At 67.3% G+C, this 16,253-nt stretch carries 17 protein-coding genes; 14 read left to right on the top strand and 3 right to left on the bottom strand.

Going from position 1 to position 16,253, the window contains the following annotated elements; translation table 11 throughout:
• Positions 1-68 precede the first annotated feature (68 nt).
• Positions 69-1,358, bottom strand: coding sequence for an MFS transporter (gene tcuC, locus B7P44_RS28350; protein ID WP_084909194.1), 1,290 nt, complete (start codon positions 1,356-1,358; stop codon positions 69-71).
• A gap of 222 nt (positions 1,359-1,580) precedes the next feature.
• Here tcuC and B7P44_RS28345 point away from each other — a divergent pair, with 222 nt between their 5' ends.
• From B7P44_RS28345 to B7P44_RS28295, 11 genes are all read left to right on the top strand, one after another.
• Positions 1,581-2,558, top strand: a complete 978-nt coding sequence (locus B7P44_RS28345) for a chromate resistance protein ChrB domain-containing protein (protein ID WP_084909193.1) — start codon at positions 1,581-1,583, stop codon at positions 2,556-2,558.
• Entirely contained in the window at positions 2,555-3,733 is a 1,179-nt protein-coding gene (locus B7P44_RS28340) for a chromate transporter (protein WP_084909192.1), read from the top strand. The genes B7P44_RS28345 and B7P44_RS28340 overlap by 4 nt, the downstream gene beginning before the upstream one ends.
• 27 nt (positions 3,734-3,760) lie before the next feature.
• Positions 3,761-4,189, top strand: coding sequence for a chromate resistance protein ChrB domain-containing protein (locus B7P44_RS28335; RefSeq protein ID WP_084909191.1), 429 nt, complete (start codon positions 3,761-3,763; stop codon positions 4,187-4,189).
• Positions 4,176-5,444 carry an MFS transporter gene (locus B7P44_RS28330; protein WP_084909190.1) on the top strand — a complete coding sequence of 423 codons (1,269 nt, stop codon included), beginning with the start codon at positions 4,176-4,178 and terminating at the stop codon, positions 5,442-5,444. Before B7P44_RS28335 ends, B7P44_RS28330 begins: the two co-directional genes overlap by 14 nt.
• 89 nt (positions 5,445-5,533) lie before the next feature.
• On the top strand, positions 5,534-6,472 hold the full coding sequence (locus B7P44_RS28325; RefSeq protein ID WP_456264003.1) for a DUF1259 domain-containing protein: 939 nt from the start codon (positions 5,534-5,536) through the stop codon (positions 6,470-6,472).
• Between the two features lie 75 nt (positions 6,473-6,547).
• Complete coding sequence (locus B7P44_RS28320) at positions 6,548-7,588, top strand: YncE family protein (RefSeq protein WP_084909188.1); 1,041 nt, start codon at positions 6,548-6,550, stop codon at positions 7,586-7,588.
• A 308-nt stretch (positions 7,589-7,896) separates the two neighbouring features.
• The gene (locus B7P44_RS28315; protein WP_084909187.1) at positions 7,897-8,577 is read left to right on the top strand and encodes a c-type cytochrome; all 681 of its coding nucleotides are present in this window, start codon (positions 7,897-7,899) and stop codon (positions 8,575-8,577) included.
• 52 nt (positions 8,578-8,629) lie between these two features.
• The gene (locus tag B7P44_RS28310; protein ID WP_084909186.1) at positions 8,630-9,706 is read left to right on the top strand and encodes a TIGR03118 family protein; all 1,077 of its coding nucleotides are present in this window, start codon (positions 8,630-8,632) and stop codon (positions 9,704-9,706) included.
• 87 nt (positions 9,707-9,793) lie between these two features.
• Positions 9,794-10,633, top strand: a complete 840-nt coding sequence (locus B7P44_RS28305) for a Fic family protein (protein WP_084910071.1) — start codon at positions 9,794-9,796, stop codon at positions 10,631-10,633.
• Positions 10,606-11,049, top strand: a complete 444-nt coding sequence (locus tag B7P44_RS28300; protein ID WP_084909185.1) for a GNAT family N-acetyltransferase — start codon at positions 10,606-10,608, stop codon at positions 11,047-11,049. The genes B7P44_RS28305 and B7P44_RS28300 overlap by 28 nt, the downstream gene beginning before the upstream one ends.
• A 51-nt stretch (positions 11,050-11,100) precedes the next feature.
• Complete coding sequence (locus B7P44_RS28295) at positions 11,101-11,319, top strand: DUF1653 domain-containing protein (RefSeq protein WP_084909184.1); 219 nt, start codon at positions 11,101-11,103, stop codon at positions 11,317-11,319.
• A gap of 48 nt (positions 11,320-11,367) precedes the next feature.
• Here B7P44_RS28295 and atpC read toward each other — a convergent pair whose 3' ends face one another.
• Together atpC and atpG are read right to left on the bottom strand one after the other, a co-directional pair.
• A complete protein-coding gene (gene atpC, locus B7P44_RS28290; RefSeq protein ID WP_231716735.1) occupies positions 11,368-11,832 on the bottom strand; it encodes an ATP synthase F1 subunit epsilon in 465 nt (154 codons plus the stop codon).
• Between the two features lie 12 nt (positions 11,833-11,844).
• Positions 11,845-12,711, bottom strand: coding sequence for an ATP synthase F1 subunit gamma (gene atpG / locus B7P44_RS28285; RefSeq protein WP_084910070.1), 867 nt, complete (start codon positions 12,709-12,711; stop codon positions 11,845-11,847).
• 182 nt (positions 12,712-12,893) lie between these two features.
• Here atpG and B7P44_RS28280 point away from each other — a divergent pair, with 182 nt between their 5' ends.
• Genes B7P44_RS28280 through B7P44_RS28270 form a run of 3 tightly spaced genes read left to right on the top strand, consistent with a single transcriptional unit; the run spans position 12,894 to position 16,207 of the window.
• Positions 12,894-13,874 (top strand): phosphate acetyltransferase, encoded by a 981-nt coding sequence (locus B7P44_RS28280; protein WP_084909182.1) that lies wholly within the window; start codon positions 12,894-12,896, stop codon positions 13,872-13,874.
• Entirely contained in the window at positions 13,871-15,058 is a 1,188-nt protein-coding gene (locus tag B7P44_RS28275; RefSeq protein WP_084909181.1) for an acetate/propionate family kinase, read from the top strand. The genes B7P44_RS28280 and B7P44_RS28275 overlap by 4 nt, the downstream gene beginning before the upstream one ends.
• A gap of 27 nt (positions 15,059-15,085) precedes the next feature.
• Entirely contained in the window at positions 15,086-16,207 is a 1,122-nt protein-coding gene (locus B7P44_RS28270) for an alpha/beta fold hydrolase (protein ID WP_084909180.1), read from the top strand.
• Positions 16,208-16,253: the final 46 nt, after the last annotated feature.

Genomic DNA, 16,253 nt, shown 5'->3' with positions numbered 1-16,253 from the left:
GGCGGGTTCCGGAGGTCGGGAGAAAGCGCGGCGCACCGGCGCCGCACGTGAGTGAGCCGCCGGGCCGATCACGCGGCGCGCAGCGCGTCGCGGCGGCGGCTGTACAGCAACACCGTCGCGCCGAACGCGCACGCGGCGGCGAAGCTCATCCAGTAGCCGGGTGCGGCCTTGTCGCCGGTCGAGTGGATCAGCGCGGTCGAGATCGCGGGCGTGAAGCCGCCGAACACCGCGGTCGCGAGGCTGTACGCGAGCGAGAAGCCGGCGACGCGCACGTCGGCGGGCATCACCTCGGTCAGCGCGGCGACCATCGCGCCGTTGTAGAGGCCGTACATGAACGACAGCCACAGCAGCACGAGCAGCATGTTGACGAAGCTCGGCGCGTGCGCGAGCAGCGACAGCGCGGGGTACGCGGTCAGCACGTTCAGCGCGGTCATCGCGAGCAGCACCGGGCGGCGGCCGAAGCGGTCGGACAGCGCGCCGCCGATCGGCAGCCAGATGAAGTTCGACACGGCGACGCACAGCGTCACGAGCAGGCTGTCCGCGGTGCTCAGGTGCAGCACGGTCTTGCCGAAGGTCGGCGCGTAGACGGTGATCAGGTAGAAGCTCGTCGTCGTCATCGCGACGAGCAGCATGCCGCCGAGCACGACGCCCCAGTTGCGCGCGAGCGTCGCGAACACCTCGCGCATCGACGGGCGATGGCGGCGCTGCGCATATTCTTCGGTTTCCTGCAGATTGCGGCGCAGCATGAAGATCGCCGGCACGATCAGGCAGCCGACGAGGAACGGCACGCGCCAGCCCCACGCGGCGATCTGCGCGGCACTGAGCCACTGGTTCAGCGCGAAGCCGAGCGCGGCCGCGACGACGATCGACACCTGCTGGCTGGCCGACTGCCAGCTCGTGTAGAAGCCCTTGCGGCCAGGCGTCGCCATCTCCGCGAGATAGACGGACACGCCGCCCAGCTCCGCGCCGGCCGAGAAGCCCTGCAGCAGGCGGCCGGCGAGCACGGCGGCCGGCGCGAGCAGGCCGATCGACGCGTAGCCGGGCACGAACGCGATCAGGATCGTGCCGCTCGCCATGATCGACAGCGTGACGATCAGCCCCTTGCGGCGGCCGACCTCGTCGATGTACGCGCCGAGCACGATCGCGCCGAGCGGGCGCATCAGGAAGCCCGCGCCGAACACCGCGAAGGTCATCATCAGCGACGCGAACTCGCTGCTCGACGGGAAGAACACCGACGCGATCTGCGTTGCATAGAAACCGAACAGGAAGAAGTCGAACTGCTCGAGGAAGTTGCCGGCGGTGACGCGGAATACGGCCGCGGCCCTGGACGGGGAGGGGGTGGCCACGGAATGTGACATCGGGTTGTCTCCGGATATTTCATTGGATGGCGTCCGGGCGGGGCCGGAGCGAAGCGCACATGGTGGTCCGGATCGGCGGCCGCGAGAAGTGCATTTTTTCGAAGGATTGATGCGCGTGGGCTATCAATCGGCCAGGACGGCCCGGAGCGCGACATGTCATCACGCGGCAAGTCGCTCAAAGTAGATTTGTAGATGTCGTGACGTGTGAGTAGTATTGTCTACATGGATACTATCTCAACGTGGTCGCTCCTTGTCCTGACCCTGCCGACGGAGAACGCAACGGCTCGCATGCGGTTCTGGCGCGCGCTCAAGGCAAAGGGCTGCGCGGTGTTGCGCGACGGCATTTACCTGCTGCCGTACACGGAAGAGCGAGAAGGCATGCTGCGTGAGCTCGCGGGTGCGATCGCAGAAAGCGGCGGCACCGCCCACCTGTTGCGGGCGCCGAGCCTCAACGCGTCGCAGGAAGGGGAATTCCGCGCGCTCTTCGATCGCGACGAGGAATACGCCGCCTTCACCCGGGCGCTCGCGGATGCCCGCAAGACGCTTGCCGGGCAGTCCGCCACGGAATTGACGCGCCTGTTGCGCCGCCTGCGCAAGGACTTCGACACCATTCGAGCGATCGACTACTTCCCGGGCGACTCGGCAACCCGGGCCGAAGTCGCGTTGCAGGACTTCGCCGCGCTCGTCGACACCGTGCTGTCGCCGGGCGAGCCGCACGCCGCGGAGCGCGCCATCCGCCTGCTCGCGATCGACGAGTACAAAGGGCGCACCTGGGCGACGCGTCAGCGCATGTGGGTCGATCGCGTCGCCAGCGCGTGGCTGGTCCAGCGCTTCATCGACGCGCGGGCGCGCTTCATCTGGCTCGCGTCGCCGGCCGAGTGCCCGCCTGACGCGCTCGGCTTCGATTTCGACGGCGCCGCATTCACGCACGTCGGCGAGCGCGTGACGTTCGAGGTGCTGCTCGCGAGTTTCGGGCTCGACAAGGACGCGGCGTTGATGCGGCTCGGCGAGATCGTGCATGCGCTCGACGTCGGCGGCCCGGCCGTGCCTGAAGCGGTCGGCTTCGAGGCCGTGATGGCCGGCACGCGACAACGCGCCGAAAACGACGATCAGTTGCTGGAACAGATGAGCGCGGTGCTCGATGCGCTGTACGCGCACTTTGCGTCGAATGGAAAAAGCGAGACCGGGGGACGTTCATGACCACGACAATTGCCACCAACGCGCCGAGCTACTCGCTGGGTCAACTGGTCGGATACATGCTGCGCCTCGGCACGTTCGGATTCGGCGGCCCGGTCGCGCTCGCCGGCTACATGCGCCGCGATCTCGTCGAGAAGCACGGCTGGATCACTGAGGCCGATTACAAGGAAGGGCTCACGCTGGCCCAGCTCGCACCGGGGCCGATGGCCGCCCAGCTCGCGATCTATCTCGGCTTCGTCCACTACCGGATCCTCGGCGCGACCCTCGTCGGGCTCGCGTTCGTGCTGCCGTCGTTCCTGATGGTGCTCGGGCTCGGGTTCGCCTATGTGCACTTCGGCGGACTGTCATGGATGCAGGCGGTGTTCTACGGCGTCGGGGCCGCGGTGGTCGGCATCATCGCGATGAGCGCCTACAAGCTCACCACCAAGACCGTCGGCAACGACAAGCTGCTCTGGGCGATCTTCCTGACGCTGGCTGCCGTGACCTTCATCACGGAATCGGAAATCGCGTGGCTCTTCATTGTCGCCGGCCTGTTGGGCTGGTTCTGGCGCGCCCCGCCCAAATGGCTGCACAAGGGCGGACTGAATGCCCTCGCCGGTGCGAACCTGCCGGCGGCAAGCGGCCTGTTGAGCGGAATCGATCTGCCGCAACTCGCGCAGATCGGCGTGTTCTTCGCTAAAGCCGGCGCGTTCGTGTTCGGATCGGGGCTCGCGATCGTGCCGTTCCTGTACGGCGGCGTCGTGACCGAACATCACTGGCTGAACGACAAGCAGTTCGTCGACGCGGTCGCGGTCGCGATGATCACGCCGGGGCCGGTCGTGATCACGGTCGGCTTTATCGGGTACATCGTGGCGGGCCTGCCCGGCGCGTGCGTCGCGGCGCTCGGCACGTTCCTGCCTTGCTATCTGTTCACCATCATTCCTGCGCCCTACGTGAAGAAGTACGGCCATCGGCCCGACGTCAAGGCATTCGTCAACGGCATCACGGCGGCGGCGGTCGGCGCGATCACGGGCTCCGTGCTCGTCATCGCGAAGCGCTCGATCGTCGATATCCCCACCGCCATCCTCGCCGTTGCAACGGTCGTGCTGCTGTGGCGCTTCAAGAAGCTGCAGGAACCGGTGATCGTGACCGCCGCGGCACTCTTCGGGCTGGTGGCTTACCCGCTGCTCCATCGATGACTCGCATGGCGGGACAGGAGACGTGAAATGAAGTGGATCACGCGGGAACGACCGAAGATCGATCGCATCGCTTGCCCGTGGCTGATCGCCCGCTTTATCGACGAGGCCCCCGAGTTCCTCTACGTCCCGGGCGCGGACGTGTTGCGACTGGCGGGGGAAACCGGCGCGATTCCTTACGACGTGCCTGACGTCGAGCTTGGACACCACGACGACCGTTGCAGCTTCGATGCGTTTCTCGACAAGTACCAGTTGCATGACCCGGCCTTGCTCAAACTCGCCGAGATCGTGCGCGGCGCGGATACCGGGCGGCTCGATCTCGCGCCGGAAGCGGCCGGCCTGTATGCGATCTCGATCGGCCTTTCCAGGAACTTCGCCGACGATCACGAGCAGCTACGGCACGGGATGGTGATGTACGACGCGCTCTACGCGTGGTGTCAACGCGATGCACGTGCCTAGCGGCCGCGTGGCCGTCTCGTTCGCGATCCGTCTCTCGCGCCGATTCCTTCCGGCCGGCGTCGAGCCTGCCGCGTGGCTCATCCTCGTGAGCCGTGGCCTGCGCGGGTTCTGTGACGGCTTCATCGCGGTGCTGCTCCCCGCGTACTTGCTCTCGCTCGGTTTCGCGCAAATCGATGTGGGACTGATCAGCACCGCGACGTTGATGGGCTCGGCCGTCGCGACAATCGCGGTCGGCATGGTGGCCAGCCGTTTCCCGCACCGTCGCATGCTGACCCTCGCGGCGATCCTGATGGCCGCCACCGGCGTCGGTTTCGCCAGCCTGTCGAGCATGTGGCCGCTGCTTGTCGTCGCCTTCGTCGGCACGCTCAATCCGAGTTCGGGCGACGTCAGCCTGTTCTTGCCGCTCGAGCAGGCGCGTCTCGCCGAAGCGGCAACCGGTCATGCACGGACCTCGCTGTTTGCGCGCTACAGCCTGGTCGGCGCCGTGTCAGCCGCCTTGGGCTCGCTCGCCGCGGGCCTGCCGCTTTGGCTTGCGTCGCATGCCGGGATTTCGCTGCTGGCCGCAATGCGCGCGATGTTTGTCGTGTATGCGGCGACAGGCCTCGCGGTCTGCGTGCTGTACACGAGGTTGCCGCGCACAGGATCGCACGCGGCGGCAGCGGCGCCTCCGCTCGGGCCATCGCGGCACATCGTCACGCGGCTTGCGCTGCTGTTCAGTGTCGACGCGTTCGCGGGCGGCCTCATCGTCAACTCGTTGCTGTCGCTCTGGCTGATGCAGCGATTCGGGTTCTCCGTCAGCGCAGCCGGCCAGTTCTTTTTCTGCACCGGCCTGCTCGCCGCAGGCTCCCAACTCGCGGCGGCACCGCTCTCACGCAAGATCGGCCTGCTCAACACGATGGTCTTCACGCACATCCCGTCGAGCATATGCCTGATCGGCGCTGCCCTGGCGCCGTCGCTGCCGGTGACGTTGGCGCTGCTGCTGATGCGCAGCGCGTTGTCGCAGATGGACGTGCCGACGCGAACCGCTTACGTGATGGCCGTCGTCACGCCGGCGGAGCGCCCGGCCGCCGCCAGCTTCACGTCCGTGCCGCGCAGCCTGGCAGCGGCGATCGCGCCTACGCTGGCCGGCGGCCTGTTCGGCCTTGGCTGGCTCGGGGCGCCGCTGGTCGCATGCGGTGCGCTGAAGATCGCGTATGACCTTTCGCTGCTGGTCGCTTTCCGCCACATCAAGCCGGACGAAGGGGCCAAGCCATAGGGGAATCCGCGATCACGCCGCGAGGAGCCAACACGAAGCGAAGCATCGCCGCGTGACAAGGATGCGCGCTTTTCACTGACCGACTGTCAATGGAGGCATCACCGATGTCACGTCCAAGCAAACTCACGCAAGCGGCCGCCGCCGTATTGATTGCCGGCGCAGTTGCCGGTCAGGCCGGCGCGCAGCAGCATGCGGGGATGAACACCGAGCAAATCGAGCAGATCACCGGCATGAAGGGAACCTATTCGGCGAAAGAGAACGTCTTCAAGGTCACGAAGCCACGCAGCGATGTGAGAATCCAGGTCGATGAATGGGCGATGCGACCGTTCATGGGGCTGACGTCGTGGGCCGCGTTCACGCCGGGGCATCACGGGCAGTCGATGATGATGGGCGACACCGTGGTGTTCGAGGACGAAGTCAATCCCGTGATGAGTGCGGCGCTCGATGCCGGGCTCGACGTGACGGCGCTGCACAACCATTTCTTCTTTGACCGGCCGAAGGTCTATTTCATGCACATCGCCGGCACGGGCGATCCGGCGAAGCTCGCTGAAGGCGTGAAACAGATCTACGACAAGATCGCGGAGATCCGCGCCGCGCACCCGACTCCGGAAAACGTCTTCCCCGGCCACATCGCCGAGCCGAGCGCCATCACGGCCGCACCGCTCGAGGCGATCTTCGGATCGAAGGGGCAGACGAACAACGGCATGTTCAAGATCGTGATCGGCAAACCGTCGAGCATGCACGGCGTCAAGATCGGCAACGAGATGGGCGTCAACACGTGGGCGGCATTCGCCGGCTCGGACGACGAGGCGGTGGTTGATGGCGACTTCGCCATGCGCGAAAGCGAACTGCAGGCCGTGCTGAAAAGCATGCGTGCATCGGGAATCAACATCGTTGCAATCCACCAGCACATGGCGGGCGAATCGCCACGCATTCTGTTTCTGCATTTCTGGGGGAAGGGCAAGGCCGTCGATCTGGCGAAGGGTGTGAAGGTTGCGCTGGATGCCCAGTCGGCCGCTGGTCACTGACGTTTGAGGCGTCGCGTCGCCGCCGCACTCGGCTCGCAGCAGATGCGGCGGTAGCGGCTGTCACTGGATGAAATCATGAAACACATCCGAAACCGGCGTTTCTGCCTTCTCGCGCTGGTCGCAATGTCCTTCGCACTGGCGGTAACGGGCGTCGTTATCCAAAGGGTCGACGCCGCGGCGGACGATCTTTCGCTCGGCAGCCTGCCGTTGACGCACGTGGCGGACGTTCCGCTACCCGGCCGCCCGACGCGGCTCGACTACGCGAGCCTGGACCCGAGCCGCAACCTGCTCTTCATCGCCCATCTCGGTGACAGCGAAGTGATCGTTTTCGATACGCTTGCTTCGCGCGTGACCGCGCGGATCGCGGACGTGTCTTCGGTGCACGGCGTCCTCGCGATTCCGGAACTGTCGCGCGTGTACGCATCCGCGACCGGCACCGACGAGGTCGTCGCGATCGACGCCGCGACACTGAAAATCGTTGCCCGCATGCCGGGAGGGCATTATCCGGACGGGATGGCCTACGCCCCCGACGTGCGCAAGCTGTACGTCTCCGATGAATACGGGAAAACGGAAACCGTCATCGACGTCCGGAGCAACCGGCGCGTCGCCACGATTCCCCTCGACGGCGAGGTCGGCAATACGCAGTACGACCCGGTTTCCCGTCACATCTTCGTGAACGTCCAGACGCGCGGTCAGCTCGTCGAAATCGATCCGGCGACGGACCGTGTCGTCGGCCGGTTCGACCTGCCGGGCGCCGAAGGCAATCACGGCCTGTTGATCGATGCGCGTGACGGTCTCGCCTTCATCGCGTGCGAGGGTAACGACAAGCTGATCGTGTTCGATTTGCATACGAAGCAGGTTGGCCGGTCATTCGATGTCGGTGCGGATCCGGATGTGCTGGCGCTGGATCCGGCGCCGGGCACGCTTTACGTCGCCGGTGAAGCCGGCACGGTTTCGATGTTCCGCGTGCAAGGCGCCAACGTGGCCAGGATCGGCGAAGGCCGCGTCGGACCCAATGCGCATGTCGTCGCGGTCGACCCGACCACGCACCGCTCGTATTACCCGCTGAAGCGGGTTGACGGGCGGCCGGTGCTGCGCATTTTCGAACCCCGATAACGCGGTGGCGAAGGCCGCCGATTTGCGGGGCATGCTTCGTGCGCTGTCCATCGCAAGCAGTTCGACTTTCCACGCAGACAGGTCTGGCCTGTTGCGTCGCCTGACGGAATCGCTGGAATAAAGCGGCCTGCTCGTTCGTTTAGGTCATCAGTGAATGCGTGATGCCGCCCGTCTTCGCGGCCGCGGGTACACGCATGTCGCCAAATACCTTGATGCCCGATCCAATGTCGACGGACACGCGCAACGTCAGGCGCCATCCGGCAGGCAGGGTTCCTGGTCTGCTTCATCTCGACCCGGAGGCACGTCAAATGAAACGCATCGTGCTGCGGCTCCTTCCGGCAATCCTGTTGGCCGGGGCAGGGTGCGACGACCTGGAGCGGTCCCGGGCAATCGACCAGCCGGCCGTCGCGGGAAAAACCATCGCGCTGCAGGTGTGTTCGAACTGTCACGGCGCGAACGGCGTCTCGGTATCGCCCATGTTTCCCAAACTGGCCGCCCAGCCGCGGGAGTATCTGATCGCCCAACTCACGGACTTCAGGAGTCGTCGCCGCTCCGACCCGAATGCGCAGAAATACATGTGGGGTGTCACGCATTTGAGCGACACGCAAATCGAGCAGCTTGCCGCGTACTTTTCCAGTCGGTCTCCTCCGCCGGGCAAGCCGGGCGATCCGCCACGCGTCGACATGGGCCGATCGATATTTGCGTCAGGCTTGCCCGACAAGGGCGTGGCGGCATGCATCGGCTGTCATGGCTTGCATGGCGAGGGCGCGGGTGAAGTGCCGCGACTCGCCGGCCAACACGCCGATTACATCGTGAAGCAACTATTGGTTTTTCGACACCGCGGACAAAGGCCCCGCGGCGAACCGATGAAGGCCGTCTCGAGCAATTTGTCGGAGCAGGAAATGCGAGCGGTAGCGGCTTATCTGGAGGTGCTTGGGACCGGCCCGCTGCGACAAACGAGTGAAGCAACCGCGACCGGGACGGAATAATCATGACCGCCTGTCCGTTTACTAGTGGTTCTCGCGCGCTCGGAGCGCAACCATGAAACAGGTCCATACGGCGCTCGGCGCTGCGTTGGCGGCTGTCGTGCTGGCGAGCGTCGTCGCGTGCGGCGGCGGTTCCTCCCATATCAGGCAGTACGAGGTCAGTGCGCTGGTTTCCGACGGCGCGCTTCCGGCTGCTCACGTGGATGCCAACCTGAAGAATCCGTGGGGCATTGCCTTCAATCCCAAGGGCTTCGCATGGGTCGCGGACAACGGCACGCAGCACGCGACGCTCTATGACGGCAACGGCGTGCCGCAGCCGCTCGTCGTGACGATCCCGCCGGGCACGAGCGGCGGCCCCGATCCGACCGGCATCGTGTTCAACGGCACGACCGACTTCATGGTGACCCAGGGCGCCAAATCGGGGCCCGCAGCCTTCATCTTCGTGGGAGAGGGCGGGACCCTGACCGCAGGGTCGCCCGCGGTCAACCCGACGTCGGCCGTCACGGTGTTCGACAGCGGCGGCGCGGCCGTCTACAAGGGGCTCGCGATGGCCAGCAACAACGGGGCGAATTTCCTGTACGCGACGGACTTCCACAACAACCGGATCGACGTGTTCGACCGGACCTTCGCCAAGGTCACGGCGGCCGGCGCCTTTCAGGATCCTGCCTTGCCTGCGGGATTTGCGCCGTTCGGCATCCATGCGATCGGCTCGAAGCTGTTCGTCAGTTATGCGAAGCAGGACGCGGCGGCGCACGATGACGTGGCGGGCGCGGGCCTCGGCGTGATCGACGTGTTCAGCCCGTCGGGACAATTCCTGCAGCGCTTCGCCACGGGCGGGCCGCTGAATGCGCCGTGGGGCATGGCATTGGCGCCCGCGGACTTTGGCCGCTTCGGCAATGCCGTCCTGATCGGCAACTTTGGCGACGGCATGATCCACGCGTTCGATGCGACTTCCGGGATCATGCTCGGGACCATCGAGAAAGACGACGGTAGCGCGATCGTCGAGCCGGGGCTGTGGGGCATGGCATTCGGCAATGGCCTCGACAGTCAACCCGTCAACACGCTGTTCTTCGCGGCGGGACCCAACGGCGAGGCCGACGGCCTCTACGGCCGCATCGACGTCGGTCCGTGATTGCGGGCGTGACTGTGTTTGGTGCAGATCGGGCGCGCCCGCCGGGGGATATACTGGCTGACATCCAACGCGGTTCCGGAACGCCTGATGTCCAGTCTCCCCGCCACGCTCCTGAAATCGATCGACGCCGACAAGGCGACGCTCGATGCCGCGCGTCCGCTGTCGCGGCAGGCGGTCTTGTTGTTACGCGAGCGGCTCGTGCGGGAATGGGCCGGTCAGGCAAGCGCGAGCGCGATCGAGGACAACAACCCGACGCTGCATGAGACCCGGGCCGTCCTCGAATGCATCCCGGTCGACGGGACGCCCCTGCGCGAACATCTCGACGCGACGCATCATCGCGACGCAATCCGCTATCTCGAAGACATCGTGTCGAAGCGCGAGGGGCTGTCCGAGCGGCAGATCCGCAACCTTCACCGGCTGGTGCTGAACCGGGTCGGCGACGGCGAGGTGCGGCGCTACCGCCACGAGAACGTCGCGATCGCGGGCGCGAGCACGATGCCGCCCGGCTTCCTGGACCTGCCCGCCGACATGGCGGCGCTGATCGACTGGTATCGCGCGGCCGGCGCGATGCACCCGATCGCGCGAGCGGCCGAACTGCATGCGCGGCTCCTGAAGATCCATCCGTTCGTCGACGGCAACGGCCGGACCGCGCGGCTGCTGCTCGACCTCGAGCTGATGAAGGACGGCTATCCGCCCGCGATCATTCGCGACGAAGACCGGCCCGCCTACCATGACGCGCTCGACCACGCGTGCGCCGGCGGCGAGTTCGGCAACATCACGCGCGTGGTCGCGGAAGCGGTGCAGCGCGCGCTTCACCTGTATCTCGACGTGCTCGGGCTGCGGTATGCCGCGCAGCCCGGCGCGGATCATTATCCCAACCGTTCCAACGGAGAGCCCACGTGTCCGCTGCCACCCCCGTTACGCTGAGATTTTCGACCGACAAGCACGAACTCGACGTCGACGCGATCTACGACTTCCTGCATCGAGACGCGTACTGGTCGAAAGGGATTCCGCGCGACGTGTTCGACCGCGCGATCGACGGGTCGCTGTGCTTCGGCGCATACGTCGGCGCGCGGCAGGTCGGGTTCGCGCGGCTCGTCACCGATCACGCGACCTTCGCTTACCTGTGCGACGTGTTCGTGCTGCCGGCCGAACGCGGCAACGGTTACGGCCGCGCGCTGATCGACCACGTGTTCGCGCAGGACATGGTGCAGGGGCTGCGCCGCATCATGCTCGTGACGTCCGATGCGCACGCGCTGTACCGGCCGGTCGGCTTCGAGCCGCCGTCGCATCCCGAGCGGGTGATGGAATTGCGGCGGCCCGACATCTACACGGCGCGCTGACCGGCGGCGCGCATACAATACGCGCTTTTGCCACGCTGAAGGAAGCGCACCATGACCGAACAGGAAGCCGAACAACTCGCGACCCACCGCCATTACAAGGGCGGCCTGTACCGCATGATCGGCGTCGCCCGCCATTCCGAAACGGAGGAATCGCTCGTCGTCTACGAGCACCTGTGGCCGCATGCGCGCGGGCTGTGGGTGCGTCCGGAAGCGATGTTCAACGAAACCCGCGAGGACGGCACGCCGCGCTTTCGCAAGCTGCGCGACTGACCGTCGCGCGCGCGGGCAGCATGCGCCCGCGACGGGCGCGGGCGGCCCTCAGCCTGCGCCGCCCGTCCGTTCCCCCGGCGCGCCTTGCCGCAGCGCCAGCAGGAAGAACCGCCGAATCTCGTCCATCAGTTCCGCGCGCGCGGCCGCGAAATCGAACGCGCGCCGGCTTTCCTGCGCATAGCGCCGGCGCCAGTCGTTCGCCGCGTCGCGCGCCTCGCGGGCCCGCAACGCGTCCAGTTCGGGCGTGCGCAGCGCGTGATCGGCGATCAGCGTCACGCCGTCCCGACTCACCTCCAGCACGCCGCCCGCGACGAGAATCCGGCGATGCTCGCCGGTCTTCGCGTCGGTCACCGTCACGACGCCGGGCCGCAGCCGCGTGAACAGCGGCGCATGGTGCGGATGGATGCCGAGTTCGCCGCTCTCGCCGGGAACGATCACCGAGCGCGCGACGCCGGAAAACAGCACTTCCTCGATGCTCAGGATGTCGAGCTGCAGCACAGCGACAGGTTCCACGATGCGCCTCCTTCAGACGGCCGCCGCGCCGGCGACGATCTCGCACAGCTCGGTGGTGATCTGCGCCTGCCGGGTCTTCTGGTACAGGTTCCGCAGGTCGCGCAACACGCGGTCCGCGTTGTCGGTCGCGGTCTGCATGCTGAACATCCGCGCGCATTGCTCGCACGCGTAGTTTTCGACGACGGCCTGATAGAGCACCGCCTCGACGTAGCGCAGCAGGATGGTGTCCGCGACGGGGCGCGGCCCCGGCTCGTACAGGTAGTCGGATGCCATGCCGCCGGCGTCAGGCGCGTCGTCGAGGCCGACGACCGGCAGCACCGTGTCGATCCGCGGTTCGTACGTCAGCGCGCTCGTCAGCCGGTTGTACGCGACGCGCACTTCGTCGAGCTCGCCGTTGATGAACGCGGTCAGCGGCACGAGCAACGCGCCGAGCAGCGCGTCGAAACGCGGCTCGCCGGCGAGACTGCCGGTGCGGGCGGTGATGTGCGCGCCGTAGCGCGACAGCGGCGCGACGCCGCGCGCGCCGATCACGCTCAGTTCGAACGGGATGCCGGCCTGGTCCCATTGCGCGAGCGCGTCGACGCAGTGGACGAGGAGCCGCGCGTTGAGCGGGCCGCACAGCCCGCGATCGGTGCTGACGACGATCAGGCCGACGCGGCGCACCGGGTCGCGCCGCGCCATCAGCGCCGACATGTAGTCGGGCCGGTCGCGGATCAGGCGCTCGGCCATCGCTTTCACTTTCGCGGCATAGGGCCGGAACTCGCGCGCACGCTTTTGCGCGCTCGCCATCTTGGTGCGCGCCATCATCTCCATCGCACGCGTGATCTTGCGCGTGGACGAGGTGCTGGCGATCTTCGAGCGGATTTCACGGATATGCATGAGGGTCCCGGCGGAAAGGGCGCGGCGGTTGCGGGTGCGCATGCCGTCACGGACGAATCGATGCTATCGGGACTTCTCCCGACATGTCTGACCGATGTCAAGAAACTGTCGCGGAATTCGCACAAGAATGCGTTGCAGCATGCAGCACGTTCCCCGCCCACATGACAAGGGAGCCTTGCCCGATGTCCGATTCCCACGATTCCCGCCTGCACCCGAAGTACGACGCGCTGATCGCGCGTTGCCGCACGCTTTCCCCGGTCAAGGTCGCGGTCGCGCATCCGTGCGACGACGTCTCGCTGCGCGCGGCCGTCGACGCCGCGCGCGCCGGCATCATCGAGCCCGTGCTCGTCGGCCCCGAGGCGCGCATCACCGCGCTCGCCGCGTCGCTCGGCATCGGCCTGTCCGGCTACCGGCTCGTCGATGCGCCGCACAGCCACGCGGCGGCGGCGCGCGCGGTCGAGCTGGTGCGCGCGGGCGAAGCCGACGCGCTGATGAAGGGCAGCCTGCACACCGACGAACTGCTCGCCGAGGTCGTGCGCGACGGCGCCGGCCTGCGCACCGAGCGTCGTCTCAGCCACGTGTTCATCATGGACGTGCCGACCTACCCGAAGCCGCTGTTCATCACCGATGCGGCGGTCAACATCCGTCCGACGCTCGAGCAGAAGGCCGAAATCGCGCAGAACGCGATCGATCTCGCGCGCGTGCTCGGCGTCGACCGGCCGAAGGTCGCGATCCTGTCGGCGGTCGAGACGGTCACGTCGAAGCTGCCGTCGACGATCGACGCCGCGGCGCTCTGCAAGATGGCCGAGCGCGGCCAGATCACGGGCGCGGCGCTCGACGGCCCGCTCGCGCTCGACAACGCGATCAACCTGGAAGCCGCGCGGCTCAAGCATCTCGGCTCGACCGTCGCGGGCGATGCGGACATCCTGCTCGCGCCCGATCTCGAAGCCGGCAACATGCTCGCGAAGGAGCTGACGTTCCTCGCGAACGCCGATGCGGCCGGCATCGTGCTCGGCGCGCGCGTGCCGATCATCCTGACGAGCCGCGCGGACAACGAGCGGGCGCGGATGGCGAGCTGCGCGGTCGCGGCGCTTTACGCACACGCGACGCGCGCGTCGGCCGGCCGCGCCGGCGTTGCCGGCATCGACGAGGCAGCGCGATGAAACATCCCGTACTCGTGCTGAATGCCGGCTCGTCGAGCCTCAAGTTCTCCGTCTACGACACGCTGGAGGACCGCTCGCTCGGCGCGGGCGTCCACGGCCAGGTCGACAGCCTGCACGACGCGCCGCACCTCGTCGTCAAGGACGCGCGCGGCGCGACGCTGGCCGATCACCCGGTCGCGCGCACGGGCCACCACGGCGCGATCGAGGCGCTGCATGAATGGTTCGCGCGCCATGTCGGCGACGAAGCGGCGTTCGACGGCGTCGGGCACCGGGTCGTGCACGGCGGCCGGTATTTTTCCGCGCCGGTGCGGATCGACGGCGACGTGCTCGCGAAGATCGCGTCGCTGTCGCCGCTCGCGCCGCTGCATCAGCCGCATCACGTGGATGCGATCCGCGCGGTGAGCGCGCTCGCGCCGGACCTGCCGCAAGTTGCGTGCTTCGACACGTCGTTCCATCACACGCTGCCGGCGCTCGAACGCGAATTCGCGCTGCCGCGCGCGCTGACGGAGCAGGGCGTCCTGCGCTACGGGTTTCACGGGCTGTCCTACGAATACATCGCGACGGCGCTCGCCGCGCTCGACGCGTCGTGGACGCAGCGCCGCACGATCGTCGCGCATCTCGGCAACGGCGCGAGCCTGTGCGCGCTCGCGGAGGGCCGCAGCGTCGCGACGACGATGGGCTTCACCGCGGTCGACGGGCTGCCGATGGGCACGCGCACGGGCGCGCTGGACCCGGGCGCGATCCTGTATCTGCTGCGCCACGAAGGGCGCACGCTCGACGAGGTCGAACACCTGATCTACGAGGAATCCGGCCTGCTCGGCGTGTCGGGCCTGTCGAGCGACATGCGCACGCTGCTCGCGAGCGACTCGGCGTCGGCCGCGCATGCGGTCGACCTGTTCGCGTATCGCGCGGCGCGCGAGCTCGCGGCGCTGGCCGGCGTGCTGGGCGGCCTCGACACGCTGGTCTTCACCGCCGGCATCGGCGAGAACGCGCCCGCGGTGCGCGAGCGCATCTGCCGCGCGGCGGGCTGGCTCGGCATCGAGCTCGACGCCGCCGCCAACGCCGGCAACCGGCCGGTGATTTCGGCCGGCGCATCGCGCGTGACGGTGCGCGTGATCCCGACCGACGAGAACCTGATGATCGCGCGGCACACGCGCGGCCTGCTGGACCGCTTGTCCATTTGAACTGCTCGTTTTGTTTCCGGAGAGACCATGACTCAAACCCCGCCCGCCGGCGTGCCGTTCCCGATTCCCGCGCTGCCGATCTTCTGGCCGATGGCCGCCGCCACCGCGATGTTCAAGGCCGGCACGGAACTGACCGCGCGCAACCTGCGCTTCCTCGCGGAAGAGGAAAAGCTGCATTTCGGGCTGCATCCCGCGCTGGCGACCGCGAACCGGCCGCTGCTCGAACTGCGCACGATGATCTTCCGCGACTATTCGGACGGCGCGGCGCGCGGGCTGCCGACGATCGTCGATGCGCCGTATGCCGGGCACAGCGCGATGATCGCCGACTACCAGCCGGGCCAGAGCCTGATGCAGACGCTGCGTGAGCAGGGCGTGAGCCGCCTGTACCTGACCGACTGGCGATCCGCGACCGAGGACATGAAGGATCTCGAGATCGACCAGTACCTGGCGGAGCTGAACGTCTGCGTCGACGAGCTCGGCGGCCGCGTCAACCTCGTCGGGCTGTGCCAGGGCGGCTGGATGTCGGCGATGTACGCGGCGCGCTTTCCGCACAAGGTCGCGAGCCTCGTGCTCGCGGGTTCGCCGATCGACACCGACGCGGGCAACGGCCCGATCCGGCAGATGGTGCACACGTATCCGACGTCGTTCTACGAGGAGCTCGTGGAAATGGGCGGCGGGCTGATGCGCGGGCGCTTCATGCTGCGCGGCTGGAAGAACATGCATCCGGACCAGCATTACCTGACCGAGCACGTCGACCTGTACGAGCACCTCGACGATCCGGACTACCTGCGCAAGCAGGAGGCATTCGCGAGCTGGTACGAAAGCCCGATCGACCTGCCCGGGCGCTGGTACCTGCAGGCGATCGTGCAGCTGTTCAAGGAGAACCGGCTCGCGAAGGGCACGTTCGTCGCGCTCGGCCGCACGCTGAACCTGAAGGACGTGACCTGTCCCGTCTACCTGCTCGCCGGCGAGGCCGACGACATCACGACGCCGGAGCAGGTGTTCGATGCGGCCAAGTATCTCGGCACGCCCGCGGCGCAGGTGACGAGCCGGCTCGTGCCCGGCGGGCACATCGGCCTCTTCATGGGTTCGCGGACGCTGAAGGACGCGTGGCCGGACATCGCGGCGTGGATCGCGGCGCAGGTGTAATCCGCGCGAAGCGTCGTTGCGGCGGATAAACCGACGCTGCAGCGAC

This window comes from Burkholderia ubonensis subsp. mesacidophila, from assembly GCF_002097715.1.
GTDB classification, from domain to species: Bacteria; Pseudomonadota; Gammaproteobacteria; order Burkholderiales; family Burkholderiaceae; genus Burkholderia; species Burkholderia mesacidophila.
This window is presented reverse-complemented; position numbering and strand designations above follow the sequence as displayed.